The sequence below is a fragment of the Bacillus sp. LM 4-2 genome (assembly GCF_000978495.1).
GTDB classification, from domain to species: Bacteria; Bacillota; Bacilli; order Bacillales; family Bacillaceae; genus Bacillus; species Bacillus subtilis.
In genome coordinates this window covers 130,160-153,808 of sequence record NZ_CP011101.1, presented here as the reverse complement: position 1 = coordinate 153,808, position 23,649 = coordinate 130,160, and the positions used below count along the sequence as shown (strand labels likewise).

Below are 23,649 nucleotides of genomic sequence, written 5' to 3'. Positions count from 1 at the left end.
TTAATTAACCGCGAAGTTCGTAAACTTCAGGTTTTTGTGCTTCGTGTGGATGCTCAGAACCACGGTATACGTTCAATTTTTTGAACATTTGACGACCTAGAGAACCTTTTGGAAGCATGCCTTTGATAGCAAGCTCAAGCATTTTCTCAGGGTAGTTTGTACGCATTTCAAGAGCAGTTCTTGATTTTAATCCGCCTGGATGTTGAGTGTGACGGTAGTAGATTTTGTCAGTTAACTTTTTACCAGTTAACTCGATTTTTTCAGCGTTGATGATGATCACATGATCTCCAGTATCAACGTGTGGTGTGTAAGTTGGTTTGTGTTTTCCGCGAAGGATAGCTGCAACTTCTGAAGAAAGACGACCTAAAGTCTTGCCAGCAGCATCAACAACTAACCACTTGCGTTCAATAGTACTTGCGTTAGCCATAGGTGTTGTACGCATTGAATTTCCCTCCTAAATGATCTGTCATTTTCAATAAACTTCGATTACGTTCTATTTCACAACACAATAAGTTCCGGGGCTTATCGTGGGGTTGAAATACATACCATATGATATCTTATAACTTTATGCAGACTCTGTCAAGAAAATATTATACACCTGGTTTAGTTGTCATAGTAAACGTTCCATAAATATAGCCCGTGCCCCGGCGCTGTGCGCCCTGCCGCTTCGCGATCCTTCGCTTCCAGCATGGATTTCACCTCATCGGGAGAAATTTTTCCAATACCTACATCAAGCAAAGTACCCGCAATAATTCTGACCATATTATATAAGAAACCGCTGCCTGTGATCCGCATTTGCAGGCCGTCAGCCGTCTCAGTCCAATCAAGTTCGTATATCGTTCTTACCTTGTCCTGCACTTCTGTTTTAGCCGCGCAAAAGCTCGTAAAATCATGTGTCCCTATAAGATGCTTTGCCGCTTCTCTCATGTCCTGCACATTAAGGCGATATGAAAAATGGTAAGCGTAATGCCGTTTAAATACGTCCGGGTGTTTCTCCGTGTATACAAAGTAGCGATATTCTTTTTTGACTGCGCTAAATCGTGCATGGAACCCATCATCCGCAATTTCTGCCTGTTTGACTGCGATATCGTCCGGAAGCAGTGCATTTAAGGCATATGGCCATCTCTCAGCCGGGATAGACAGTGGAGTGTCAAAATGAATCACCTGTCCGGCTGCGTGAACCCCGCTGTCTGTTCTTCCAGACGAAACGACCGGAATTCTGTCTTTTGACTTATGCAGGACAGCCAAAGCCTTCTCCAGTTCATCCTGAACCGTTCTTTTGCCCGGCTGAACCTGATAACCGTTAAACAAATGTCCGTCATAAGAAATCGTGCATTTCAGTCTCATACAGCACCTCTAAGCCCTTAAGAAAAATAACAAAGCAGCTAATACAATTAAGCTGACAATGACAGAAGTGTCTTTTCCTGTCCATACAAGCTTTCTATATTTCGTACGTCCTTCTCCGCCTTGATAGCCTCTTGCTTCCATTGCCACCGCAAGCTCTTCGGCGCGTTTAAATGCGCTGACGAAGAGCGGGACAAGAAGCGGGACAATAGCCTTCACTCTATCTTTGACAGGCCCGCTTGTAAAATCAACGCCTCGCGCCATCTGAGCCTTCATGATCTTATCTGTCTCCTCCATCAGTGTCGGAATAAACCGTAAAGAAATTGACATCATAAGAGCCAGCTCATGAACAGGAAGCTTTAATTTTTTCAATGGGTTCAGCAGCTGTTCCATTCCATCGGTAATCTCAATCGGTGTAGTCGTAAGCGTTAATAAGGTTGTGATTAAAATCAAATAGACGAATCTAAGAGAAATGAATATCCCCTGAACCAGACCGCCCTCATAGACTTTGAAAAAACCTATTTGAAAGATAATCGGTCCTTCATGTGTCATAAGGATGTGAAGAAGGAACGTAAAAAGAACAATCCAGATGATTGGCTTCAGCCCTTTCATTAAAAAAGAGAAAGGAACTCTTGTTAAAGAAACGACGCCAATTGTAAATAAACCAAGCAACGTATATGTCTGAACATTATTGGCTAAGAATACGATGCAGACAAATAAAAAGATCGTGATCAGTTTTGTTCTGGGGTCAAGCCGGTGCACAAGTGAAGTACCCGGTACATACTTGCCGATAATCATGCTGTCCATCATAAAGTCTTCTCTCCCTGAAAAAGAGCACGGATTTCAGCAGCGGCATCTTCGATTGTGAGCATAGGCTCATTAAATCTCACACCCAGTGCAGCTTCAAGGTGTCTTTGGAATTTTATTGTTTCTGGAAGATCCAGCCCCCAGCCGGCCATCTCTTCACCCTTTAAAAACAGATCACGCGGACTGCCTGATGCTTGTATCGTTCCTTTATGCATAACAATCATTTCATCAGCGTATGCAGCTGCATCCTCCATGCTGTGTGTCACAAGGATCGTCGTCAGGTTCCCACGTTGATGAAGCTCATAAAACATGTCCATAATCTCTTTTCGCCCTCTTGGGTCCAATCCTGCAGTCGGTTCATCCAGAACAAGCACTTCAGGGTCCATTGCAAGTACGCCGGCAATTGCAACTCTGCGCATTTGTCCCCCGCTTAATTCAAAGGGTGACCTGTCCAAAAGCTCTTCTGATAAACCTACAAGCTGCAGCATCTCTCTCGCTTTTTGTTCAGCATCTTCTTTTTTAACACCAAAGTTCATCGGTCCGAATGAAATATCTTTAAGAACTGTTTCTTCGAATAATTGATGCTCAGGAAATTGGAAAACGATTCCGACTTTTTTACGAAGTTTTTTCAGATCTTTATTCTTTTTCCCTGCCTGAATGACAGTGCTACCTAGTGATATCTGTCCCTTCGTCGGCTTCAGGAGACCATTTAGGTGCTGAAGAAGAGTGGACTTGCCAGAGCCTGTATGCCCGATAACGGCTACGTAGCTTCCTTCTTTAATCGATGCATTGATATCATACAGTGCTAGGCGCTCAAACGGCGTCTTCATCTGATAGCGATGCTCTACATCTTTGATTGTAATGTCCACAGCTCTTTCACCAGCCCTTCCTGAGTCAAATGGTTTTCTTCCAAATCCAGTCCATTTTCTCTTAAAAGCTGGCTAAGCTGGAATGAGAAGGGTAAATCAAGCCCAATTCGAACAAGTTCTTTATTCAATTTAAAAATCTCTTCAGGCGGCCCTTCAGCATATTTTTTACCGCCATTCATGACAATGATCCTGTCTGCTTTTGCTGCCTCATTCAGATCATGTGTAATGGATATGACAGTCGCCATGCCCTGCTCTTTTAGATGTCTTACCGTTTCAAGCACTTCTTCTCGCCCGATCGGATCAAGCATGGATGTTGCTTCATCTAAGATAATAATATCAGGACGTGCGGCAATAACCCCCGCAATCGCAACTCTCTGCTTTTGGCCTCCGGAGAGATGGTGCGGCTCTTGATCGAGAAAATCTTGCATATTCACCTGTTTTACTGCCCAGTCTACTCTCTCAATCATTTCTTCCCGCGGTACACCATTGTTTTCTAAACCAAAAGCCACATCATCGCGAACAGTCGTTCCGACAAATTGGTTATCCGGATTTTGAAAGACCATACCTATCTTCTTACGCACTTCCCAAACGGATTCCTCTGTCAATTGAATCCCGGCAACCTCAATGTCGCCTGATTCAGGAAGAATTAAACCATTCAATGCGCGGGCCAGTGTTGATTTCCCTGAACCGTTATGACCTACGATTGCAAGCCATTCACCCTCATACACCTGCAGGGAGACGCCGTCTAGTGCTCGTCTTTCTGCGTCCTTCCGATATCGAAATACGATATCCTCTACCGATATCAACTGATTTTGATTCATGGAAAACCGGCCTCCTCTCAGCTAATGCTCTGCTTTTCTCTCTATTAAAAGTTACAGTATCTAAAAAAAGGGCATAGATCCAGTTAGAAACTGTCCCGCCCTTCTTTAGATACACAAAAATATGTGATTAAACCAATTCGATAATTGCCATTGGTGCTCCGTCACCACGGCGAGGACCAAGCTTCATAATACGTGTGTATCCACCTTGGCGCTCCTCGTAACGAGTTGCAATGTCAGAGAATAATTTTTGAAGTGCATCTTGGTTATTTTCTTCGTTTGCAACCTCGTTGCGGATGTATGCAGCAGCTTGACGGCGAGCGTGAAGATCACCGCGTTTGCCAAGCGTGATCATTTTTTCAACTACAGAGCGAAGTTCTTTCGCACGTGTTTCAGTTGTTTCGATTCTTTCGTTGATGATCAAATCAGTTGTAAGATCACGAAGCATAGCTTTACGCTGTGCACTCGTACGTCCTAGTTTTCTGTATGACATGTGATGTCCCCTCCTTTATTGGAATGCTGTTTCTGAATAATAAACACACGAAAATCCTAGTTCACAAGGGAAACTAGTCAATCGTCTTTGCGAAGTCCGAGTCCAAGTTCTTCTAGTTTCGCTTTCACTTCTTCAAGTGATTTGCGTCCTAGATTTCGAACTTTCATCATATCTTCTTCCGTCTTGTTCGCAAGCTCTTGAACCGTGTTAATACCCGCACGCTTTAAGCAGTTGTAAGAACGAACAGAAAGATCCAATTCTTCAATTGTCATTTCAAGAACTTTCTCTTTTTGATCTTCTTCTTTTTCAACCATGATTTCAGCATGTTGAGCTTCGTCAGTTAAACCAACGAATATATTAAGGTGTTCAGTTAAAATCTTTGAACCAAGCGCAATTGCTTCTTTCGGTCCAGTGCTTCCATCAGTCCAAACATCAAGTGTAAGTTTATCATAGTTTGCAACTTGGCCTACACGAGTGTTCTCTACCTGATAAGATACACGAGAAACTGGCGTATAGATAGAATCGATCGGAATCACGCCGATTGGCTGATCGTCTCTCTTGTTTGCGTCAGCAGGCGTATACCCACGTCCTCTTTGAGCAGTAAGGCGAACTCGGAAACTCGCATTCTCACCAAGAGTCGCGATATGAAGATCAGGATTTAAGATCTCTACATCACTATCGTGTGTAATATCAGCTGCCGTTACAGTTCCTTCACCCTGTACATCAATTTCTAGCGTCTTCTCTTCATCAGAGTAGATTTTCAATGCAAGCTTTTTAATGTGTAAGATAATCGTTGTAACATCTTCCACAACGCCTTCAATTGTCGAGAATTCGTGCAGTACACCATCTATCTGGATTGATGTTACAGCGGCACCAGGGAGTGAGGATAAGAGGATACGACGTAAGGAGTTACCCAGAGTTGTACCATATCCACGCTCAAGTGGCTCTACGACAAACTTACCAAATTTGGCATCGTCGCTGATTTCAACCGTTTCGATTTTTGGTTTTTCAATCTCGATCATTACTTAAAACCCTCCTTCAAAACGTCGAAACCTCGAATAGAATCATATGAGATTCCATCCGAAATTCCCCATTGTTTAGTCCCGTATGTGCTCAGGCAACGAGTCGGTGCATTCGTTTCATAAATAACTGTATCATAACCCATTATTGACAGGGACACAAAATCTATACAAACAAATTACACGCGGCGACGTTTTGGTGGACGGCATCCGTTATGAGGAACAGGAGTTACGTCTCTGATAGCAGTGACTTCTAGTCCAGCAGCTTGAAGTGCACGGATTGCAGCTTCACGGCCTGAACCAGGTCCTTTAACAGTAACCTCTAGAGTTTTAAGACCATGTTCGATTGAACCTTTAGCAGCTGTTTCTGCAGCCATTTGCGCAGCAAAAGGAGTAGATTTACGAGAACCTCTGAATCCTAAAGCTCCGGCACTAGACCAAGAAATAGCATTACCATGAGTGTCAGTGATCGTAACGATCGTGTTATTGAAAGTTGAACGAATATGAGCAATTCCAGACTCAATATTCTTTTTCACGCGACGTTTACGCGTGTTAGATTTACGAGCAGCAGCCATTGTTTAAGAACCTCCCTTACTTATTTTTTCTTGTTAGCTACAGTACGACGCGGACCTTTACGAGTACGCGCATTGTTTTTAGAGTTTTGTCCGCGAACAGGTAATCCTCTGCGATGACGGATTCCGCGGTAGCTTCCGATTTCGATCAGACGTTTGATATTAAGAGAAACTTCACGGCGAAGGTCACCTTCTACTTTCAGTTTGTCAATAATATCACGGATTTTACCAAGTTCTTCTTCAGTAAGATCGCGCACACGAGTATCTTCTGAAACTCCAGCTTCTTTTAAAACTTGCTGAGCCGTTGTGCGTCCAATTCCGAAGATGTATGTTAAAGAAATAACAACACGTTTGTCACGTGGGATATCTACACCAGCAATACGAGCCATTCTCTGGGCACCTCCTTATAAATTATCCTTGTTTTTGTTTATGCTTTGGATTTTCACAGATCACCATTACTTTTCCTTTTCTGCGAATAACTTTACATTTTTCGCAGATTGGTTTAACTGATGGTCTCACTTTCATGTGTTTCCAACCTCCTTCAGTTTCCGGAGTGCTTTATTTGTAACGGTACGTAATCCTGCCACGAGTTAAGTCATATGGAGATAATTCTACCGTAACTTTGTCTCCAGGTAAAATGCGAATGAAGTGCATGCGGATTTTACCAGATACATGAGCCAAAACAGTGTGGCCATTTTCAAGTTCAACTTTGAACATCGCGTTTGGCAGTGTTTCGACTATAGTACCTTCCACTTCAATTACATCGTCTTTCGCCATTCAAGTGTTCTCCCTTCTTCAAATCAGTAACTTGCTTTCTGACAAATTTCAAAAGAAGTTTGTCACACGCCCTGTTTCGTTTATACTGTTCTGAACTTCCGGAGATACGCAATCATAAAGGGTTAAATGATTGATATTCTTTTTCTTAGGAGAATGAAATGTACGCTTTTCTCCGTCTGCTGTTAGTACATTGATGATGGTTAAAATTCCAACGACAAGCAGCAAGATGAATTCGGTCTTGCCAATGTTCACCCAAGCTTTCTGCCCTATCAAGCTTGAAAAACATCTGTCTTCGGAATTATTTTCATCATCTAGACTCTCGTCAGTATATCAAAACCCGTTTCCGTAATCGCAATCGTATGTTCAAAATGAGCACACTTTTTCCCATCTACCGTTACAACCGTCCAGTTATCAGCCAATGTTTTCACGTAGCGGCTGCCAGCGTTCACCATAGGTTCAATAGCGAGAACCATGCCAGGTTTAAGCCGTGGTCCTTTGTTGGGCGGACCGTAATGAGGAATTTGCGGGTCCTCATGCAAGTCTTGACCAACACCATGTCCGACATACTCCCTAACAACTGAAAACTGCTCATTTTCGACATACGTTTGTATTGCGTGGGAAATATTCGACAAACGTTCACCTGGTTTTGCTTCCTGCAAGCCTTTATATAAAGACTCCTCTGTCACTTCCAGAAGTTTTTTGTCATCATCGCTGATGTTTCCTACCGGATATGTCCATGCAGAGTCACCATGATAACCATTTAATTTAGCACCGATATCAATACTGATGATGTCACCGTCCTTCAGCACCCTGCTGCCAGGTATGCCGTGAACGAGTTCTTCATTAACTGATACGCAAATGCTCCCGCGAAACCCATTATACCCCTTAAAAGATGGGATTGCACCCTGCTTCTTAATAAAACGTTCGGCAATTTGATCCAATTCTTTTGTCGAGATTCCTGGTTTAATGTGCTTTTTTAACTCTTCATGAGTTAAAGCCACGATTCGCCCTGCTTCCCGCATGATACCAAGTTCACGTGGGGTTTTACAGATAATCATTTTTTTAATCCTCCAAGAAGATCCTTCACATCTGCATAAACGTCTTGAATGTCCTGCTGGCCATTCACGTTTGCAAGATAACCTTTCTCTGAATAGAAATCGAGTAAAGGCTGAGTTTGCTTCATGTTTACCTCAAGCCGTTTAGAGACTGTTTCCTCATTATCATCTGCCCGTTGATAGAGTTCGCCTCCGTCTTTATCACAAATACCCGGCGTTTTCGGCGGATTAAAGACTAAATGATAGGTTGTGCCGCAAACACTGCAAATTCTGCGTCCAGTCAGACGTTCCATAAGAGCGTCTTTGTCGACTTCAATGTTAATGACATAATCAATCGGCTTGCCGTATTCCTCAAGAATTTCTTCAAGAGCTTCGGCTTGAGCGACTGTTCGCGGAAATCCGTCCAGAAGAAAACCTCTTTCACAATCATCTTTGCCAAGTCTCTCTTTTACAATTCCGATTGTGACTTCGTCAGGTACGAGCTCTCCCTTATCAATATAAGATTTTGCTTCGAGTCCGAGTGGTGTTTCTTCTTTCATAGCAGCACGGAACATATCTCCTGTTGAGATATGAGGAATCCCATAATCCTCAACAATTCGTTCGCCCTGTGTGCCTTTACCGGCACCAGGAAGCCCCATTAAGACTAAGTTCATTCGGATTTCCCCCGTCCTCTCTTTATTAAGAGGGAATGGATAAATCCATTTCCTCTAGTTTTTCATAAATCCACGGTAGTTTCGTTTCACCAACTGGCTTTCTAGTTGTTTCATTGTCTCCAAGGCTACCCCGACAACAATTAACAAAGATGTTCCGCCAATTTGTGCACTTTGAGGCAATCCAGCGAATTGAATGAAAAAGATAGGAAGAATGGAAATCACGGCTAAGAATATAGAACCCACAAACGTAAGTCGATACAAAATGCTCGTAATTCTATCTTGAGTCATTTTCCCTGGACGAACCCCCGGGATATAGCCACCCTGTTTTTTAAGGTTATCAGCCATTTGTTCAGGGTTTACCTGTACAAAAGCATAAAAGTACGTAAAGGCAATAATCAACGCAACATATATCGCCATACCCACCGGATGCGTATTATCAAAGTTGTTTTGAATCCACTTTGTCACATCGTTTGTTCCAAAGAATGACGCGATCGTCCGCGGCGTTATCAAAAACGCAACCGCAAAGATTACCGGAATAACCCCTGCAGGATTCACTTTCAATGGAAGGTGTGTAGACTGACCTCCGCCAGCAGGTGAACGACCTGTGCCTTTAGCATATTGAATCGCAATTTTCCGTACGGCTTGCTGAATGAAAATAACTCCAACAATAACTGCTAAAATCGCAATCACAAGAAGTGCGACTTTCACAATATGAATAAACAACTGATCGTTGCTGCCGACAAATTGAGTCTCATATATTTGCCCAATTGTTTTTGGAATACTAGACACAATCCCCGCGAAGATAATGATCGATATTCCGTTGCCTACTCCATGAGAAGTAATTTGTTCCCCAAGCCACATTAAAAAGGCAGTTCCGCCAGTGAGCACTAAAGCAATGATAAGATATGTCGATACACCGGATTTTTCGATCAGCATACCGTTTGCCAGATTGTTGAATCCATATGACATACCTAACGCTTGGATGAAACCAAGCACAATCGTAAAGTACCTTGTGAACTGAGCTAATTTACGGCGGCCAACTTCACCTTGCTTAGACCACTCGGTAAACTTCGGTACCACATCCATCTGAAGCAGCTGAATGATGATCGAAGCCGTGATATAAGGAGTAATTCCCATTGCGAAAATGGAAAATTGGTAAAGCGCACCGCCGCCAAATGTATTAAGGAGATCAAAAACACCCATTTGAGACTGTGCCTGTAACGCTTCAGCGTTAACGTAAGGCACAGGAATAAACGCACCTATGCGAAAGACGATAAGCATGAGTAAAGTGAATATGATTTTATTCCTGATATCACTCACACGCATAAAGTTGGAGATTGTTTTAAACAAGTTAGATCACCTCAGCTGTACCGCCAGCAGCTTCAACAGCTTCTTTCGCAGAAGCAGAGAATTTATTGGCTTTTACAGTTAATTTTTTCTCTAATTTACCGTTGCCAAGAATCTTTACTCCTGCATTAAGTTTGCTAATAACACCAGTCTCTAGAAGAAGTTCAGGAGTGACTTCCGTTCCTTCTGCAAAACCGTTCAATTTGTCTAGGTTGACTACAGCGTATTCCTTGCGGTTGATGTTAGTGAAACCGCGTTTAGGAAGACGTTGGAATAAAGGCATTTGTCCCCCCTCGAATCCAGGGCGTACACCGCCGCCAGAACGAGCGTTTTGACCTTTGTGACCTTTACCAGCTGTTTTACCGTTGCCAGAACCAATACCACGACCTACGCGATTACGCGTTTTGCGTGAACCTTCTGAAGGTTTTAATTCATGAAGTTTCATTAGGACACCTCCTTATCCGATCAAATATTTTTATTGTTCTTTAACAGAAACTAAATGAGATACTTTATTAATCATACCACGGATCGCAGCGTTGTCTTCATGAACAACAGTTTGGTTTGTTTTCTTTAAACCAAGTGTTCTTACAGTAACGCGTTGGTCTTCCGGGCGACCGATTACACTTCGTTTGAGGGTAATTTCTAATTTAGCCATTAATGTTCCCTCCTTATCCTAACAGTTCTTCTACAGATTTTCCACGAAGCTTCGCAACGTCTTCAGCACGTTTAAGTTCACTTAAACCTTGAAGTGTTGCACGAATCATGTTGATCGGTGTGTTAGAACCTAAAGACTTAGAAAGGATATCAGCTACACCAGCTAGCTCAAGTACCGCACGTACAGGGCCTCCAGCGATAACTCCAGTACCTTCAGAAGCAGGTTTTAACAAGATGTTACCTGCACCGAAACGTCCGATGATTTCGTGTGGAATTGTAGTTCCAACCATTGGTACTTCAATCAAATTCTTTTTCGCATCTTCAACAGCTTTGCGGATCGCTTCTGGTACTTCTTGTGCTTTACCAGTACCGAATCCTACGTGTCCGTTTTTGTCACCGACAACGACTAGAGCTGCGAAGCGGAAACGACGACCACCTTTAACAACTTTCGCTACGCGGTTAACCGTAACTAAGCGTTCTTCTAACTCTAATTTGCTTGGGTCAATACGACGCATAATCATGTGTCCCTCCTTCTTTTATTAAAATTTAAGTCCAGCTTCACGAGCGGCATCAGCCAAAGCTTTTACACGTCCATGGTATAAGTATCCGCCACGGTCAAATACTACGTCAGAAATGCCTTTTTCAGCAGCGCGTTTTGCAACTAATTCTCCAACTTTAGTAGCAGCAGAAGTATCTCCAGTGCTTTCAACGTTCAAGTCTTTATCGAGAGTAGATGCACTAGCAAGTGTTACACCATTTACATCATCGATGATTTGAGCGTAAATGTGCTTGTTAGAACGGAAAACGTTCAGGCGCGGTCTTTCAGCAGTACCGGAAAGTTTAGCGCGAACACGAGCGTGTCTTTTAAGACGAGCAGCATTTTTGCTAGTTTTCGTAATCATCTAGGTCACTCCTTTCTTCACTTTAAGCGATCTTACTTAGCAGATTTACCTTCTTTACGGCGAACAACTTCACCTTCGTAGCGGATTCCTTTACCTTTGTAAGGCTCTGGAGAACGTACAGCGCGGATGTTAGCAGCAATAGCTCCTACGCGTTCTTTGTCTGTACCTTTTACAACTACTTTTGTTTGAGAAGGAACTTCGATTTCGATGCCTTCTTCAGGAACGATCTCAACAGGATGAGAGTATCCAACGTTTAAAACAAGTTTATTTCCGGATTTAGAAGCACGGTAACCGACACCGACTAATTCCAAACCTCTTTCAAATCCTTTAGATACACCTTCAACCATGTTGCCAAGCAGACTGCGAGTCGTACCATGCAGGGCACGGTGCTCTTTTTGATCAGAAGGACGAGCGACTGTAAGCACATTGTCCTCTACTTTAATCTCCATATCAGGGTGAAACGTACGAGTTAATTCTCCTTTTGGTCCTTTCACAGCTACAGTGTTGTTATCATTTAACGTTACTGTAACATCAGAAGGAATCTCAAGTAGCTTCTTACCTACACGAGACATACCAAACACCTCCATTCATGTTAAACTTCTTACCAAACGTATGCTAGAACTTCTCCACCAGCTTGTTTTGCACGGGCTTCTTTGTCCGTTAAAACACCTTGTGATGTAGAAATAATCGCGATTCCAAGACCGTTAAGTACGCGGGGTACTTCATTAGATTTAGCATAAACACGCAAACCAGGCTTGCTGATTCTTTTAAGACCAGTGATAACGCGCTCGTTGTTTTGTCCGTATTTCAAGAAAACGCGGATGATACCTTGTTTGCTGTCTTCTACGAACTCAACGTCACGAATGAAACCTTCACGCTTTAAAATTTCAGCAATTTCTCTTTTCAATTTAGAAGCAGGAATTTCAAGCTTCTCATGACGTACCATGTTTGCATTGCGAATACGAGTTAGCATATCTGCAATTGGATCTGTCATAACCATTATATAATTACCTCCTTCCCTTTCTTGGGGATTACCAGCTGGCTTTTTTCACGCCAGGAATTTGTCCTTTATATGCAAGCTCACGGAAACAAATACGGCAAAGTTTAAATTTACGAATGACTGAATGCGGACGTCCGCAGCGTTCACAGCGTGTGTACTCTTGTACTTTAAACTTTGGTGTACGTTGTTGTTTCGCAATCATAGACTTTTTAGCCACGATTTCGCCTCCCTTTCATTGATTATTTCTGGAACGGCATACCTACTTGAGTTAATAGCTCACGAGCTTCTTCGTCAGTATTAGCTGTTGTTACGATAACGATGTCCATTCCGCGAACCTTTGTTACTTTATCGTAGTCAATTTCAGGGAAGATTAACTGTTCTTTGATACCAAGTGTGTAGTTACCGCGACCGTCGAAAGATTTTTTAGAAACCCCGCGGAAGTCACGTACACGCGGTAAAGATACAGAAATAAGTTTATCAAGGAAATCATACATGCGCTCTCCGCGAAGAGTTACTTTCGCACCGATAGGCATTCCCTCACGAAGACGGAATCCAGCAATTGATTTCTTCGCACGAGTAACGACAGGTTTTTGACCTGCGATAAACGTTAATTCTTCAACAGCACTGTCGATTGCTTTGGCGTTTTGAACAGCGTCACCAACACCCATGTTGATTACGATTTTTTCGATTTTAGGCACTTGCATGACTGAATCATAGTTGAACTTAGTCATTAAAGCAGGTGCAATTTCTTTATTGTACTTTTCTTTAAGGCGGTTCATGAGATAGACCTCCCTTCCTTTTAATACTATTTATCTAGAACTTGCCCAGATTTTTTTGCTACACGAACTTTTTTGCCATCTTCCACTTTGTATCCTACGCGAGTCACTTCACCTGTTTTAGGATCGAGCGGCATAACGTTTGATACATGAATTGGCGCCTCTTGATTAGAAATACCGCCTTGAGGGTTAGCTTGAGTTGGTTTAGAGTGTTTCTTTACCATGTTAACACCTTCAACTAAAACGCGGTCCTTTTTAGGGAAAGCAGCAAGGATTGTTCCTTGTTTGCCTTTATCTTTACCAGAGATAACCATAACTTTATCGCCTTTTTTTACATGCATCCTGATCGCACCTCCTTGAGTAAGGCATTTATTTCATTAGATAACTTCTGGAGCTAGAGAAACAATTTTCATAAAGTTGTTTTCACGCAATTCACGAGCAACTGGTCCGAAGATACGAGTTCCGCGTGGGCTCTTGTCGTCACGGATGATAACACATGCATTCTCATCGAAGCTGATGTATGAACCGTCACTTCTGCGCGCTCCGCTTTTAGTGCGAACGATAACAGCTTTTACGACTTCACCTTTTTTGACAACGCCTCCTGGTGTTGCTTGTTTAACAGTGCAAACAATTACATCACCAATGTTAGCTGTTTTACGTCCAGAACCACCAAGAACTTTAATAGTAAGTACTTCACGTGCGCCAGAGTTGTCAGCTACTTTTAAACGAGTCTCTTGTTGAATCATTATTTGTTACCTCCCTTCGGAAAAAGAATTCCGAACTTTATTAGATAATAACAGCTTCTTCGACAACTTCAACTAGACGGAAACGCTTAGTTGCAGACAATGGACGAGTTTCCATGATCTTAACGATGTCACCGATTTTAGCTTGATTATTTTCATCATGTGCTTTGAATTTTTTTGAGTATTTTACGCGTTTACCGTAAAGTGTATGTTTTTTGTATGTCTCAACAACAACAGTAATGGTTTTATCCATTTTGTCAGAAACAACACGGCCTTGGTAAACTTTGCGTTGGTTACGTTCGCTCATGCTCACGACCTCCCCTCAGTGATTATTTATTAGCAGCAATTTCTCTTTCACGAATCACAGTTTTCATGCGCGCGATAGCTTTGCGCACTTCACGAATGCGAGCAGTATTTTCAAGTTGTCCTGTCGCTAATTGAAAGCGAAGATTGAAAAGTTCTTCTTTAAGAGACTTTACTTTTTGTTCAATTTCAGCAGTGGTAAGGTCACGAATTTCATTAGCTTTCATTTGATTCACCACCAATTTCTTCACGTTTTACGAACTTCGTTTTAATTGGCAATTTGTGAGATGCAAGGCGAAGCGCTTCACGAGCAACCTCTTCAGACACACCAGAAATTTCAAATAAAACTTTGCCCGGTTTTACAACAGCTACCCAACCTTCTGGAGCCCCTTTACCGGATCCCATACGTACCTCAAGTGGTTTAGCAGTGTAAGGTTTAGAAGGGAAAATTTTGATCCAAACTTTACCGCCACGTTTCATGTAACGAGTCATCGCAATACGTGCAGCTTCGATTTGACGGTTAGTAATCCAAGAAGCTTCAAGAGCTTGGATACCGAATTCTCCGAAATGTACTTCAGTACCGCCTTTCGCACGGCCACGCATTTTTCCGCGATGCTCTCTGCGATATTTAACGCGTTTTGGTAATAACATATTATTTTCCTCCTTCCTCAGTTTTCTTCTTAGTAGGAAGAACCTCTCCACGATAGATCCAGACTTTTACACCGAGCTTACCGTAAGTAGTATCAGCTTCAGATGTTGCATAGTCAATGTCCGCACGTAATGTGTGCAATGGAACAGTTCCTTCACTGTAGTATTCAGAACGAGCGATATCTGCACCGCCAAGACGACCAGAAACCATTGTTTTCACACCTTGTGCTCCAGCACGCATAGTACGTTGGATTTGTTGTTTCTGCGCACGGCGGAAAGAAACACGGTTTTCTAATTGACGAGCGATGTTGTCAGCAACTAGCTGTGCATCAAGATCTGCTCTTTTGATTTCAAGAATGTTAATGTGTACACGCTTGCCAGTAAGGCTGTTAAGGGCTTTGCGAAGTGCTTCGACTTCAGAACCGCCTTTACCGATAACCATACCAGGCTTAGCTGTGTGGATCGTAATGTTAACGCGGTTTGCTGCACGCTCGATTTCTACTTTAGAAACAGAAGCGTCAGAAAGGCGTTTGCTAATGTATTCACGAATTTTTAAATCTTCGTGCAGGAAGTCAGCGTAATCTTTACCAGCGTACCACTTAGATTCCCAATCACGAATGACTCCGATACGAAGACCGACTGGATTTACCTTTTGACCCACTACTTATCCCTCCTTCTTTTCTGATACAACGATTGTAATGTGGCTCGTACGTTTGTTGATTTGGCTCGCACGTCCCATAGCACGTGGGCGGAATCTTTTTAACGTAGGGCCTTCGTCAACGAATGCTTGAGAAATAACCAGGTTGTTAGCGTCCATTTCATAGTTATGCTCAGCATTTGCAATAGCGGATTTTAATACTTTCTCGATAATTGGAGAAGCAGCTCTTGGTGTAAGGTTCAAGATTGATACTGCCTCACCTACTTGCTTGCCTCGAATCAGGTCCATTACTAGACGTGCTTTACGAGGAGCAATACGGACTGTTCTTGCAACAGCTTTAGCTTGCATTTAAAAGCCTCCTCTCTTAGCGTCTTGTTTTTTTGTCATCACTAGCATGACCTTTGTACGTACGAGTTGGAGCGAATTCACCCAACTTGTGCCCTACCATATCTTCAGAGATGAATACAGGCACGTGTTTACGTCCGTCATAGACTGCGATTGTGTGACCAATAAACTGTGGGAAAATAGTAGAACGACGAGACCAAGTTTTTACGACTTGTTTCTTGTCTGTTTCATTTAATTTCTCGATTTTAGTCATCAAGTGTCCATCGACAAATGGTCCTTTTTTTAAGCTGCGAGCCATTTTGGAACCTCCCTTCGTGATTGCACTACGGTCCGAAAAGAACCGTAGACAACCCCGTTATTTATTTTTACGACGACGTACGATAAATTTATCGGATTTGTTCTTTTTCTTACGAGTCTTGAATCCAAGAGTTGGTTTGCCCCATGGAGACATTGGTGATTTACGTCCGATTGGCGCACGTCCTTCACCACCACCGTGTGGGTGATCGTTAGGGTTCATTACAGAACCACGAACTGTAGGACGGATGCCTTTCCAGCGAGAACGTCCAGCTTTACCAATGTTGATAAGTTCGTGCTGTTCGTTACCTACTTGACCGATAGAAGCACGGCAAGCAGAAAGGATCATGCGAACTTCACCAGAGTTAAGACGTACAAGAACGTATTTACCTTCTTTACCAAGAACCTGAGCAGATGTACCAGCTGAACGTACAAGCTGTCCGCCTTTACCAGGTTTTAATTCAATGTTATGCACAACTGTACCAACAGGGATGTTGATAAGTGGAAGTGCATTACCTACTTTAATGTCAGCTTCAGGACCTGACATGATTTCAGTACCTACTTGAATTCCTTTAGGAGCAAGAATGTAACGTTTTTCTCCGTCTGCATAGTTGATTAGAGCGATGTTAGCTGAACGGTTTGGATCGTATTCAACTGTAGCAACGCGTCCAGGTATACCATCTTTATCGCGTTTGAAGTCGATAACACGGTATTGGCGTTTATGTCCGCCACCTTGGTGACGTACAGTCAATTTACCTTGGTTGTTACGTCCGCCTTTTTTGTGAAGGGGAGCAAGCAAGGATTTTTCCGGCTTGTCAGTCGTGATTTCGGCAAAATCTGAAGTTGTCATGCCACGACGTCCATTAGAGGTCGGTTTATACTTTTTAATCGCCATTTTGAATTTCCCTCCTTCTTTTTACAGATAATTAAGCTTCAAAAATTTCGATTTCTTTGCTGTCTGCAGTAAGTTTTACGATCGCTTTTCTGCGACGGCTAGTCATACCAGTGTAGCGTCCAACACGTTTTGATTTGCCTTTGTAGTTCATGATGTTGACTTTGTCAACTTTCACTCCAAAGATGCTTTCAACCGCGTCTTTCACTTCTGTTTTGTTAGCTCTTACATCAACTTCAAAAGTATATTTTTTTTCAGTCATTAAATCGGCAGAACGTTCAGTAATGACGGGGCGCTTTAGAACATCACGAGGATCTTTCATTATGCAAGCACCTCCTCTACTTTTTCAACCGCTGCTTTTGTAATCAGAAGCTTCTCGTGGTTGACAACGTCTAAAACGTTGATTCCGTTAGCTTCAACAACAGTAACTCCAGGAATGTTACGAGCAGATAATGCTACTGCTTCGTTTGCATCCGCAGTTACGATTAAAGCTTTTTTCTCAACAGATAATCCTTTAAGGATAGCTGCCATTTCTTTTGTTTTAGCCGTATCAAGAGTAAGATCTTCAAGAACGATGATGTTGTTGTCGATCACTTTAGAAGACAATACTGATTTGATTGCCAAGCGGCGAACTTTTTTAGGTAATTTATAAGAATAGCTGCGTGGTGTTGGGCCGAATACGACACCACCTCCGCGCCATTGCGGTGAACGGATTGAACCTTGACGGGCACGTCCAGTACCTTTTTGACGCCATGGTTTACGACCTCCGCCGCGTACTTCAGAACGATTTTTTACTTTGTGAGTTCCTTGACGTAAGGAAGCTCTTTGCATAAGAATAGCGTCGAATACAACACTCTCATTTGGTTCGATACCAAATACAGAAGCGTTTAATTCGATGTCACCAGCAGTAGAACCGTTTTGGTTGTATAATGCTACTTTTGGCATAATCAATTTCCTCCTTTCCTAAGAGAATTATTTAGATTTAACAGCACTTTTAACAGTGATTAAAGATTTCTTCGCACCAGGTACGTTACCTTTGATCAAAAGAAGATTGCGTTCTGCATCAACTTTTACGATTTCAAGGTTTTGAACAGTGATTTGCTCTCCGCCCATACGTCCAGGTAATAATTTACCTTTGAATACACGGTTAGGATCTACAGGTCCCATTGAACCAGGACGACGGTGGTAGCGTGAACCGTGAGACATAGGTCCGCGAGATTGTCCGTGGCGCTTGATCGCACCTTGGAAACCTTTACCTTTAGATACTCCTGTTACATCTACGATTTCTCCAGCAGAGAAAATTTCAACCTTGACTTCCTGACCAACTTCATACGCATCCATTTCCACTCCGCGTAATTCTTTAACGAAGCGCTTAGGAGCAGTTTCCGCTTTTGCAACGTGCCCTTTTTCAGGTTTGTTAGAAAGCTTTTCACGCTTGTCGTCAAAACCAAGCTGGATTGCTTCGTAACCGTCGTTTTCAGCTGTTTTCTTTTGAAGAACAACGTTTGGAGCAGCCTCGATAACAGTTACCGGAATAAGATCACCATTCTCAGCGAATACTTGCGTCATACCAATTTTTCTTCCTAAGATTCCTTTGGTCATTCGTCACACCTCCTATTAAGATCATTCTATATTTTAGAATTAAAGTTTAATTTCGATATCGACACCAGATGGTAAGTCTAATCGCATAAGAGCATCAACAGTTTGTGGTGTTGGGTTCACAATGTCGATTAAACGTTTATGTGTACGCATTTCAAATTGCTCACGAGAATCTTTGTATTTGTGCACCGCACGAAGGATTGTGTAAACTGATTTTTCAGTTGGCAACGGAATCGGACCAGATACGCTGGCACCAGAACGTTTTGCCGTTTCAACAATCTTCTCTGCAGATTGATCAAGGATTCTATGATCATATGCTTTCAAACGAATACGAATTTTTTGTTTTGCCATTATTTTCCCTCCTTTTCGCCTACATCACGTTAGACAGTTCTCCGTGAGAAAAACCTGAACACCTTGCCATGGCAAAGCGGCCGGGTGTGTCAGCAACCTCTCACTTCATCGCAGTCAAAGACCAACATACACCATTATACAGAAAATAGGCGCATGTTGCAAGACTTATTTAAAATATGCATGGTTTGCACACTTTTTTTATTATACAGGGGTTTTTCTTATTTATCAAGGATCTATCATAAATGGTGTCGTGCATGTCGACTTAATGTGTTCGCGAATAATGATGGCTCCTCAATATGCGGGGTGTGAGCTGAGTTCTCAAATTGAAACCAGCGCTTTTCGGGTGCCTCAAGCTCTTGATAATACTGTTTCGATATTTCAGCAGGAACAATTAAGTCATGTTTCCCTGAAATGAAAACACACGGTACTTTAATAGAAGGAACTGATGTAAAAGCATTAAACCGGTACAAGTCACCAGTTAAATGTTTTTTACTGAAGCGCAATCCATTGAGGAAGCTGTGCATGTTCCGCACTCCATACTCATTGCCAGTAAGCATTTGAAATAATACAGCTAGATATTGACGATGACGGCGAGTGAAGCCTCCCCTGCTTAACTCGACACAAAACCGATAGATAAGGTGCTGGATATCCTGCTTCCAAGGCGGAGCACCAATGAAACGTGTGAGGAAAGATAATAAGCTGGCTTTTTTTGATTCAGAAATTTCACGAATATGTTGATAAGCAGTTGATTCTTCATCGTGAGGGTTAACAACCTGGCTGATTCCATAATACGCGTAAAATAAATCAGGACACTGCTGCAGCACATGAAGCGCCAGTATTGACCCCCAAGAATGACCGACTAGGTAAAGTTTTGATTTTGAAAAATGAGCTAAAAGCCATTGAGTGACTTGGATTGTATCTTTAATGAAGTGATCTATTGTCATAGAGTGATGCGAAATTCGCTTAGAATAAGAAAGCCCCGATCCTCTCTGATCCCAATGAACTACTGTAAAATACTGTTCCAGCTCTTTTTGATAATGTCTAACATATCCGATTTGCGGCGTTCCCGGCCCGCCATGTAAAAAAAGCAGCAATGGATTTTTCACGTCAACTCCATTAATCATCAGCATTTGCTTTGTATTTCCAATGCTTAGTTCTTTCATGATTGCGATTGATTTCTTTTCAGGAATCATAAATATTAACCCCTCGAATATGATAGATCCTATTATACAAGAAAAAGATAAGCAAACAAAAAAACGAGACCCGCAGGGGTCTCGTTTAAAATCATACTATTACTCAGTGATTGTAGAAACAACGCCTGAACCAACAGTACGTCCGCCTTCACGAATAGAGAAACGAGTTCCTTCTTCGATAGCGATTGTAGAAATAAGTTCAACGTTCATTTCAGTGTTATCTCCAGGCATAACCATTTCTACGCCTTCTGGAAGATGGATGATACCAGTTACGTCAGTTGTACGGAAGTAGAACTGAGGACGGTAGTTAGAGAAGAATGGAGTATGACGTCCACCCTCTTCTTTAGAAAGAACGTAAACTTCAGCTTTGAATTTGCTGTGTGGAGTGATTGTACCTGGTTTAGCAAGTACTTGACCACGTTGGATTTCTTCACGAGATACACCGCGAAGAAGGGCACCAATGTTGTCACCAGCTTCAGCGTAATCAAGAAGCTTACGGAACATTTCAACACCTGTAACAGTTGTTTTCTTGTTCTCTTCTTGAAGACCGATGATTTCAACTTCGTCACCGACTTTAACTTGTCCGCGTTCTACACGGCCAGTAGCAACTGTACCACGACCAGTGATTGAGAATACGTCCTCAACTGGCATCATGAATGGTTTTTCAGTGTCGCGTTCTGGAGTTGGGATGTACTCATCAACCGCATCCATAAGTTCGAAGATTTTAGCTTCCCACTCAGCGTCTCCTTCAAGAGCTTTAAGAGCAGAACCTTTAACAACTGGTACATCATCACCAGGGAAGTCGTATTCGCTAAGAAGATCGCGAACTTCCATTTCAACTAGTTCAAGAAGCTCTTCGTCGTCTACCATGTCGCATTTGTTTAAGAATACAACGATGTATGGTACACCAACGTTTTTAGAAAGAAGGATGTGCTCACGAGTTTGTGGCATTGGGCCATCAGCAGCAGATACTACAAGGATAGCTCCGTCCATTTGCGCAGCACCAGTGATCATGTTTTTAACATAGTCAGCGTGTCCTGGGCAGTCAACGTGTGCATAGTGACGAGTTTCAGTTTCGTACTCAACGTGTGCAGTAGAGATTGTGATACCGCGCTCGCGTTCTTCTGGAGCACCATCAATTTGATCGTACGCCATAGCTGTACCTTTACCAGATTTCTTATGAAGTACTGTTGTGATAGCAGCAGTTAAAGTTGTTTTACCATGGTCAACGTGTCCAATTGTACCAATATTGGCATGTGATTTGGAACGGTCGAATTTTTCTTTAGCCATTCTAAAATCCTCCTTAAGAGCTTTTAATTAGTAATGTATAGAGTGATAGGAAGTGAAAGAAAGCTTTCACTTCCTCATCTTACAATAGTAGTTATACTTGAGTTAAGCGGCAAAATCAATTATTCGCCTTTATTTTTTTTGATAATTTCTTCTGCGACGCTCTTCGGCACTTCTTCGTAGTGATCCATGTGCATAGTGAACGTACCGCGACCTTGCGTATTAGAACGAAGTGCAGTAGCGTAACCGAACATTTCAGCAAGAGGAACCATAGCGCGAACAACTTGAGCGTTACCGCGTGCTTCCATACCTTCTACGCGTCCGCGACGTGAAGTGATATCACCCATGATATCTCCCATATATTCTTCTGGAATAACCACTTCCACTTTCATGATTGGTTCAAGAAGAACTGGGTTACATTTGCTGACTGCATTTTTCAATGCCATAGAAGCAGCGACTTTAAATGCCATTTCGTTTGAGTCAACATCATGGTAAGAACCGTCGAAAAGTTTAGCTTTAATGTCGATAAGCGGGAAGCCTGCTAGTACACCATTTTCGAGTGCATCTTCCAGACCTGCTTGAACAGCTGGGATGTATTCACGAGGAACGACCCCACCGACAATCGCATTTTCAAATTCAAAGCCAGCGCCTTCTTCGTTTGGTTCGAATTCGATCCAAACGTGTCCGAACTGACCGCGTCCACCAGACTGACGTACGAATTTACCTTCAACTTTTGCACCGGTACGGAATGTTTCACGGTACGCAACTTGAGGAGCACCAACATTGGCTTCTACTTTAAATTCGCGTTTCATACGGTCAACAATGATATCAAGGTGAAGTTCACCCATACCAGAGATGATCGTTTGGCCAGTTTCTGGGTTTGTTTGAGTACGGAATGTAGGATCTTCTTCAGCAAGTTTCGCTAAAGCGATACCCATTTTATCTTGGTCAGCTTTTGATTTAGGCTCAATAGCAACGTCGATAACTGGTTCTGGGAATTCCATTGACTCAAGGATAACAAGATCCTTCTCATCACATAGAGTATCTCCAGTAGTTGTATCTTTTAGACCTACAGCAGCTGCGATATCCCCTGCGTATACAGTAGAGATTTCTTCACGGCTGTTAGCGTGCATTTGAAGAATACGTCCAACACGCTCACGTTTGCCTTTAGTAGAGTTTTTCACGTATGAACCAGAATCAAGTGTTCCAGAGTACACACGGAAGAACGTCAACTTACCAACGTAAGGGTCAGTCATAACTTTAAATGCTAATGCAGAGAATGGCTCTTCGTCAGAAGAATGGCGCTCAATCTCTTCATTTGTATCAGGACGTGTACCTTTGATTGCAGCAACGTCAGTTGGTGCAGGAAGGTAGTCAAGAACAGCATCAAGTACTAGTTGAACACCTTTGTTTTTGAAGGCAGAACCAACAAGAACAGGGTAGAATTCAACATTTAATGTACCTTTACGAATTCCTGCTTTTAACTCGTCAATTGTGATTTCTTCACCCTCAAGGTACTTATCCATAAGCTCTTCATCAAGCTCACATACAGCTTCAATAAGGCTGTTGCGAAGCTCTTCAGCTTGCTCTTTGTACTCTTCAGGGATTTCTTTTGCATCAGAACGAGTTCCGAGGTCATCTTCGTAGAAATACGCAACGTTTTCTACAAGGTCGATGATACCTTCGAAGTTATCTTCAGCACCGATCGGCAATTGAATTGCATGAGCGTTTGCTTGAAGACGGTCTCTTAAAGTTCCTACAGAGTAAAGGAAGTCTGCACCGATTTTGTCCATTTTGTTAACAAAAACGATACGCGGTACTCCATAAGTTGTTGCCTGACGCCAAACAGTTTCTGTTTGAGGCTCAACGCCTGATTGCGCGTCAAGTACAGCAACAGCACCATCAAGTACACGAAGAGAACGTTCAACTTCAACTGTGAAGTCTACGTGTCCTGGAGTATCGATGATGTTTACGCGGTATCCTTTCCACTGTGCAGTTGTCGCAGCGGAAGTGATTGTGATACCACGTTCTTGTTCCTGCTCCATCCAGTCCATTTGTGAAGCTCCTTCATGAGTTTCACCAATTTTGTGGATACGACCAGTATAGAACAAGATACGTTCTGTAGTAGTCGTTTTACCGGCATCGATGTGAGCCATGATACCGATATTACGAGTTTTTTCTAAGGAGAACTCTCTTGCCATTGGGTAATTTCTCCTTCCTTATTAGGAAATTGTGTTTTGTTAATCTATA

General features: G+C 42.5%; 38 protein-coding genes and 1 pseudogene. All 39 read right to left on the bottom strand.

Annotation, left to right across the window (positions count from 1 at the left end; all coding sequences use genetic code 11):
• Positions 1-4 precede the first annotated feature (4 nt).
• Positions 5-442 (bottom strand): 50S ribosomal protein L13, encoded by a 438-nt coding sequence (rplM, locus tag bslm_RS00890; protein ID WP_003241966.1) that lies wholly within the window; start codon positions 440-442, stop codon positions 5-7.
• 161 nt (positions 443-603) lie between these two features.
• Positions 604-1,347, bottom strand: a complete 744-nt coding sequence (gene truA / locus bslm_RS00885; protein WP_003235110.1) for a tRNA pseudouridine(38-40) synthase TruA — start codon at positions 1,345-1,347, stop codon at positions 604-606.
• Positions 1,348-1,356: 9 nt separating this feature from the next.
• On the bottom strand, positions 1,357-2,154 hold the full coding sequence (locus tag bslm_RS00880) for an energy-coupling factor transporter transmembrane component T family protein (RefSeq protein WP_046380732.1): 798 nt from the start codon (positions 2,152-2,154) through the stop codon (positions 1,357-1,359).
• A complete protein-coding gene (locus bslm_RS00875; RefSeq protein ID WP_003235106.1) occupies positions 2,151-3,020 on the bottom strand; it encodes an energy-coupling factor ABC transporter ATP-binding protein in 870 nt (289 codons plus the stop codon). Before bslm_RS00875 ends, bslm_RS00880 begins: the two co-directional genes overlap by 4 nt.
• Entirely contained in the window at positions 2,996-3,841 is an 846-nt protein-coding gene (locus bslm_RS00870; protein ID WP_046380731.1) for an energy-coupling factor ABC transporter ATP-binding protein, read from the bottom strand. Before bslm_RS00870 ends, bslm_RS00875 begins: the two co-directional genes overlap by 25 nt.
• A gap of 127 nt (positions 3,842-3,968) precedes the next feature.
• Positions 3,969-4,331 carry a 50S ribosomal protein L17 gene (rplQ, locus tag bslm_RS00865; RefSeq protein ID WP_003225836.1) on the bottom strand — a complete coding sequence of 121 codons (363 nt, stop codon included), beginning with the start codon at positions 4,329-4,331 and terminating at the stop codon, positions 3,969-3,971.
• A gap of 77 nt (positions 4,332-4,408) precedes the next feature.
• On the bottom strand, positions 4,409-5,353 hold the full coding sequence (locus bslm_RS00860; RefSeq protein ID WP_003225835.1) for a DNA-directed RNA polymerase subunit alpha: 945 nt from the start codon (positions 5,351-5,353) through the stop codon (positions 4,409-4,411).
• Positions 5,354-5,529: 176 nt separating this feature from the next.
• Positions 5,530-5,925, bottom strand: a complete 396-nt coding sequence (gene rpsK / locus bslm_RS00855; protein ID WP_009966385.1) for a 30S ribosomal protein S11 — start codon at positions 5,923-5,925, stop codon at positions 5,530-5,532.
• Between the two features lie 20 nt (positions 5,926-5,945).
• Positions 5,946-6,311, bottom strand: coding sequence for a 30S ribosomal protein S13 (gene rpsM / locus bslm_RS00850; protein ID WP_003235095.1), 366 nt, complete (start codon positions 6,309-6,311; stop codon positions 5,946-5,948).
• Positions 6,312-6,333: 22 nt separating this feature from the next.
• Positions 6,334-6,447, bottom strand: coding sequence for a 50S ribosomal protein L36 (gene rpmJ / locus bslm_RS00845; RefSeq protein WP_003156543.1), 114 nt, complete (start codon positions 6,445-6,447; stop codon positions 6,334-6,336).
• Positions 6,448-6,480: 33 nt separating this feature from the next.
• Positions 6,481-6,699, bottom strand: coding sequence for a translation initiation factor IF-1 (infA, locus tag bslm_RS00840; RefSeq protein WP_003156508.1), 219 nt, complete (start codon positions 6,697-6,699; stop codon positions 6,481-6,483).
• Positions 6,677-6,945, bottom strand: a pseudogene (locus bslm_RS00835) (ribosome-binding protein ybzG). The gene infA and the pseudogene bslm_RS00835 overlap by 23 nt, the downstream one beginning before the upstream one ends.
• A 65-nt stretch (positions 6,946-7,010) precedes the next feature.
• Positions 7,011-7,757: a type I methionyl aminopeptidase gene (gene map / locus bslm_RS00830; protein WP_003225828.1), complete on the bottom strand. Its 747-nt coding sequence runs from the start codon at positions 7,755-7,757 to the stop codon at positions 7,011-7,013.
• A complete protein-coding gene (locus bslm_RS00825; RefSeq protein WP_003241987.1) occupies positions 7,754-8,407 on the bottom strand; it encodes an adenylate kinase in 654 nt (217 codons plus the stop codon). The genes map and bslm_RS00825 overlap by 4 nt, the downstream gene beginning before the upstream one ends.
• Before the next feature lie 54 nt (positions 8,408-8,461).
• Positions 8,462-9,757, bottom strand: a complete 1,296-nt coding sequence (secY, locus tag bslm_RS00820) for a preprotein translocase subunit SecY (protein WP_004399662.1) — start codon at positions 9,755-9,757, stop codon at positions 8,462-8,464.
• A gap of 1 nt (position 9,758) precedes the next feature.
• Positions 9,759-10,199, bottom strand: a complete 441-nt coding sequence (rplO, locus tag bslm_RS00815; RefSeq protein ID WP_003225819.1) for a 50S ribosomal protein L15 — start codon at positions 10,197-10,199, stop codon at positions 9,759-9,761.
• A gap of 30 nt (positions 10,200-10,229) precedes the next feature.
• Positions 10,230-10,409 carry a 50S ribosomal protein L30 gene (rpmD, locus tag bslm_RS00810; RefSeq protein WP_003156497.1) on the bottom strand — a complete coding sequence of 60 codons (180 nt, stop codon included), beginning with the start codon at positions 10,407-10,409 and terminating at the stop codon, positions 10,230-10,232.
• Positions 10,410-10,422: 13 nt separating this feature from the next.
• On the bottom strand, positions 10,423-10,923 hold the full coding sequence (gene rpsE / locus bslm_RS00805) for a 30S ribosomal protein S5 (protein WP_003328273.1): 501 nt from the start codon (positions 10,921-10,923) through the stop codon (positions 10,423-10,425).
• A gap of 24 nt (positions 10,924-10,947) precedes the next feature.
• Complete coding sequence (gene rplR, locus bslm_RS00800) at positions 10,948-11,310, bottom strand: 50S ribosomal protein L18 (protein ID WP_003225816.1); 363 nt, start codon at positions 11,308-11,310, stop codon at positions 10,948-10,950.
• A gap of 32 nt (positions 11,311-11,342) precedes the next feature.
• Positions 11,343-11,882, bottom strand: a complete 540-nt coding sequence (gene rplF, locus bslm_RS00795) for a 50S ribosomal protein L6 (RefSeq protein ID WP_004399690.1) — start codon at positions 11,880-11,882, stop codon at positions 11,343-11,345.
• Positions 11,883-11,911: 29 nt separating this feature from the next.
• Positions 11,912-12,310: a 30S ribosomal protein S8 gene (gene rpsH, locus bslm_RS00790; protein ID WP_003241998.1), complete on the bottom strand. Its 399-nt coding sequence runs from the start codon at positions 12,308-12,310 to the stop codon at positions 11,912-11,914.
• Positions 12,311-12,341: 31 nt separating this feature from the next.
• Positions 12,342-12,527, bottom strand: coding sequence for a 30S ribosomal protein S14 (rpsN, locus tag bslm_RS00785; protein WP_003156488.1), 186 nt, complete (start codon positions 12,525-12,527; stop codon positions 12,342-12,344).
• A gap of 22 nt (positions 12,528-12,549) precedes the next feature.
• A complete protein-coding gene (rplE, locus tag bslm_RS00780; RefSeq protein ID WP_003225809.1) occupies positions 12,550-13,089 on the bottom strand; it encodes a 50S ribosomal protein L5 in 540 nt (179 codons plus the stop codon).
• 26 nt (positions 13,090-13,115) lie between these two features.
• Positions 13,116-13,427: a 50S ribosomal protein L24 gene (gene rplX / locus bslm_RS00775; RefSeq protein WP_003156486.1), complete on the bottom strand. Its 312-nt coding sequence runs from the start codon at positions 13,425-13,427 to the stop codon at positions 13,116-13,118.
• A gap of 36 nt (positions 13,428-13,463) precedes the next feature.
• Positions 13,464-13,832 (bottom strand): 50S ribosomal protein L14, encoded by a 369-nt coding sequence (gene rplN, locus bslm_RS00770; RefSeq protein ID WP_003225805.1) that lies wholly within the window; start codon positions 13,830-13,832, stop codon positions 13,464-13,466.
• Between the two features lie 40 nt (positions 13,833-13,872).
• Positions 13,873-14,136: a 30S ribosomal protein S17 gene (rpsQ, locus tag bslm_RS00765; RefSeq protein ID WP_003225804.1), complete on the bottom strand. Its 264-nt coding sequence runs from the start codon at positions 14,134-14,136 to the stop codon at positions 13,873-13,875.
• 22 nt (positions 14,137-14,158) lie between these two features.
• Complete coding sequence (gene rpmC, locus bslm_RS00760; RefSeq protein WP_003156482.1) at positions 14,159-14,359, bottom strand: 50S ribosomal protein L29; 201 nt, start codon at positions 14,357-14,359, stop codon at positions 14,159-14,161.
• Positions 14,349-14,783 (bottom strand): 50S ribosomal protein L16, encoded by a 435-nt coding sequence (gene rplP, locus bslm_RS00755; protein WP_003225801.1) that lies wholly within the window; start codon positions 14,781-14,783, stop codon positions 14,349-14,351. The genes rpmC and rplP overlap by 11 nt, the downstream gene beginning before the upstream one ends.
• A 1-nt stretch (position 14,784) precedes the next feature.
• Complete coding sequence (rpsC, locus tag bslm_RS00750) at positions 14,785-15,441, bottom strand: 30S ribosomal protein S3 (protein ID WP_003242001.1); 657 nt, start codon at positions 15,439-15,441, stop codon at positions 14,785-14,787.
• Positions 15,442-15,444: 3 nt separating this feature from the next.
• A complete protein-coding gene (gene rplV / locus bslm_RS00745) occupies positions 15,445-15,786 on the bottom strand; it encodes a 50S ribosomal protein L22 (RefSeq protein WP_003156475.1) in 342 nt (113 codons plus the stop codon).
• 16 nt (positions 15,787-15,802) lie between these two features.
• The gene (gene rpsS, locus bslm_RS00740) at positions 15,803-16,081 is read right to left on the bottom strand and encodes a 30S ribosomal protein S19 (RefSeq protein WP_003156472.1); all 279 of its coding nucleotides are present in this window, start codon (positions 16,079-16,081) and stop codon (positions 15,803-15,805) included.
• A gap of 57 nt (positions 16,082-16,138) precedes the next feature.
• On the bottom strand, positions 16,139-16,972 hold the full coding sequence (gene rplB, locus bslm_RS00735) for a 50S ribosomal protein L2 (RefSeq protein WP_003225795.1): 834 nt from the start codon (positions 16,970-16,972) through the stop codon (positions 16,139-16,141).
• A gap of 31 nt (positions 16,973-17,003) precedes the next feature.
• The gene (gene rplW / locus bslm_RS00730; RefSeq protein WP_003156467.1) at positions 17,004-17,291 is read right to left on the bottom strand and encodes a 50S ribosomal protein L23; all 288 of its coding nucleotides are present in this window, start codon (positions 17,289-17,291) and stop codon (positions 17,004-17,006) included.
• The gene (gene rplD / locus bslm_RS00725; RefSeq protein ID WP_004399658.1) at positions 17,291-17,914 is read right to left on the bottom strand and encodes a 50S ribosomal protein L4; all 624 of its coding nucleotides are present in this window, start codon (positions 17,912-17,914) and stop codon (positions 17,291-17,293) included. The genes rplW and rplD overlap by 1 nt, the downstream gene beginning before the upstream one ends.
• A 27-nt stretch (positions 17,915-17,941) precedes the next feature.
• Entirely contained in the window at positions 17,942-18,571 is a 630-nt protein-coding gene (gene rplC, locus bslm_RS00720) for a 50S ribosomal protein L3 (protein WP_004399671.1), read from the bottom strand.
• A 39-nt stretch (positions 18,572-18,610) separates the two neighbouring features.
• Entirely contained in the window at positions 18,611-18,919 is a 309-nt protein-coding gene (gene rpsJ / locus bslm_RS00715) for a 30S ribosomal protein S10 (RefSeq protein ID WP_003156464.1), read from the bottom strand.
• 236 nt (positions 18,920-19,155) lie between these two features.
• On the bottom strand, positions 19,156-20,112 hold the full coding sequence (locus bslm_RS00710; protein WP_046380730.1) for an alpha/beta fold hydrolase: 957 nt from the start codon (positions 20,110-20,112) through the stop codon (positions 19,156-19,158).
• Between the two features lie 99 nt (positions 20,113-20,211).
• Positions 20,212-21,402, bottom strand: a complete 1,191-nt coding sequence (gene tuf, locus bslm_RS00705) for an elongation factor Tu (RefSeq protein WP_003235058.1) — start codon at positions 21,400-21,402, stop codon at positions 20,212-20,214.
• Between the two features lie 119 nt (positions 21,403-21,521).
• The gene (gene fusA, locus bslm_RS00700; RefSeq protein WP_003235056.1) at positions 21,522-23,600 is read right to left on the bottom strand and encodes an elongation factor G; all 2,079 of its coding nucleotides are present in this window, start codon (positions 23,598-23,600) and stop codon (positions 21,522-21,524) included.
• Positions 23,601-23,649: the final 49 nt, after the last annotated feature.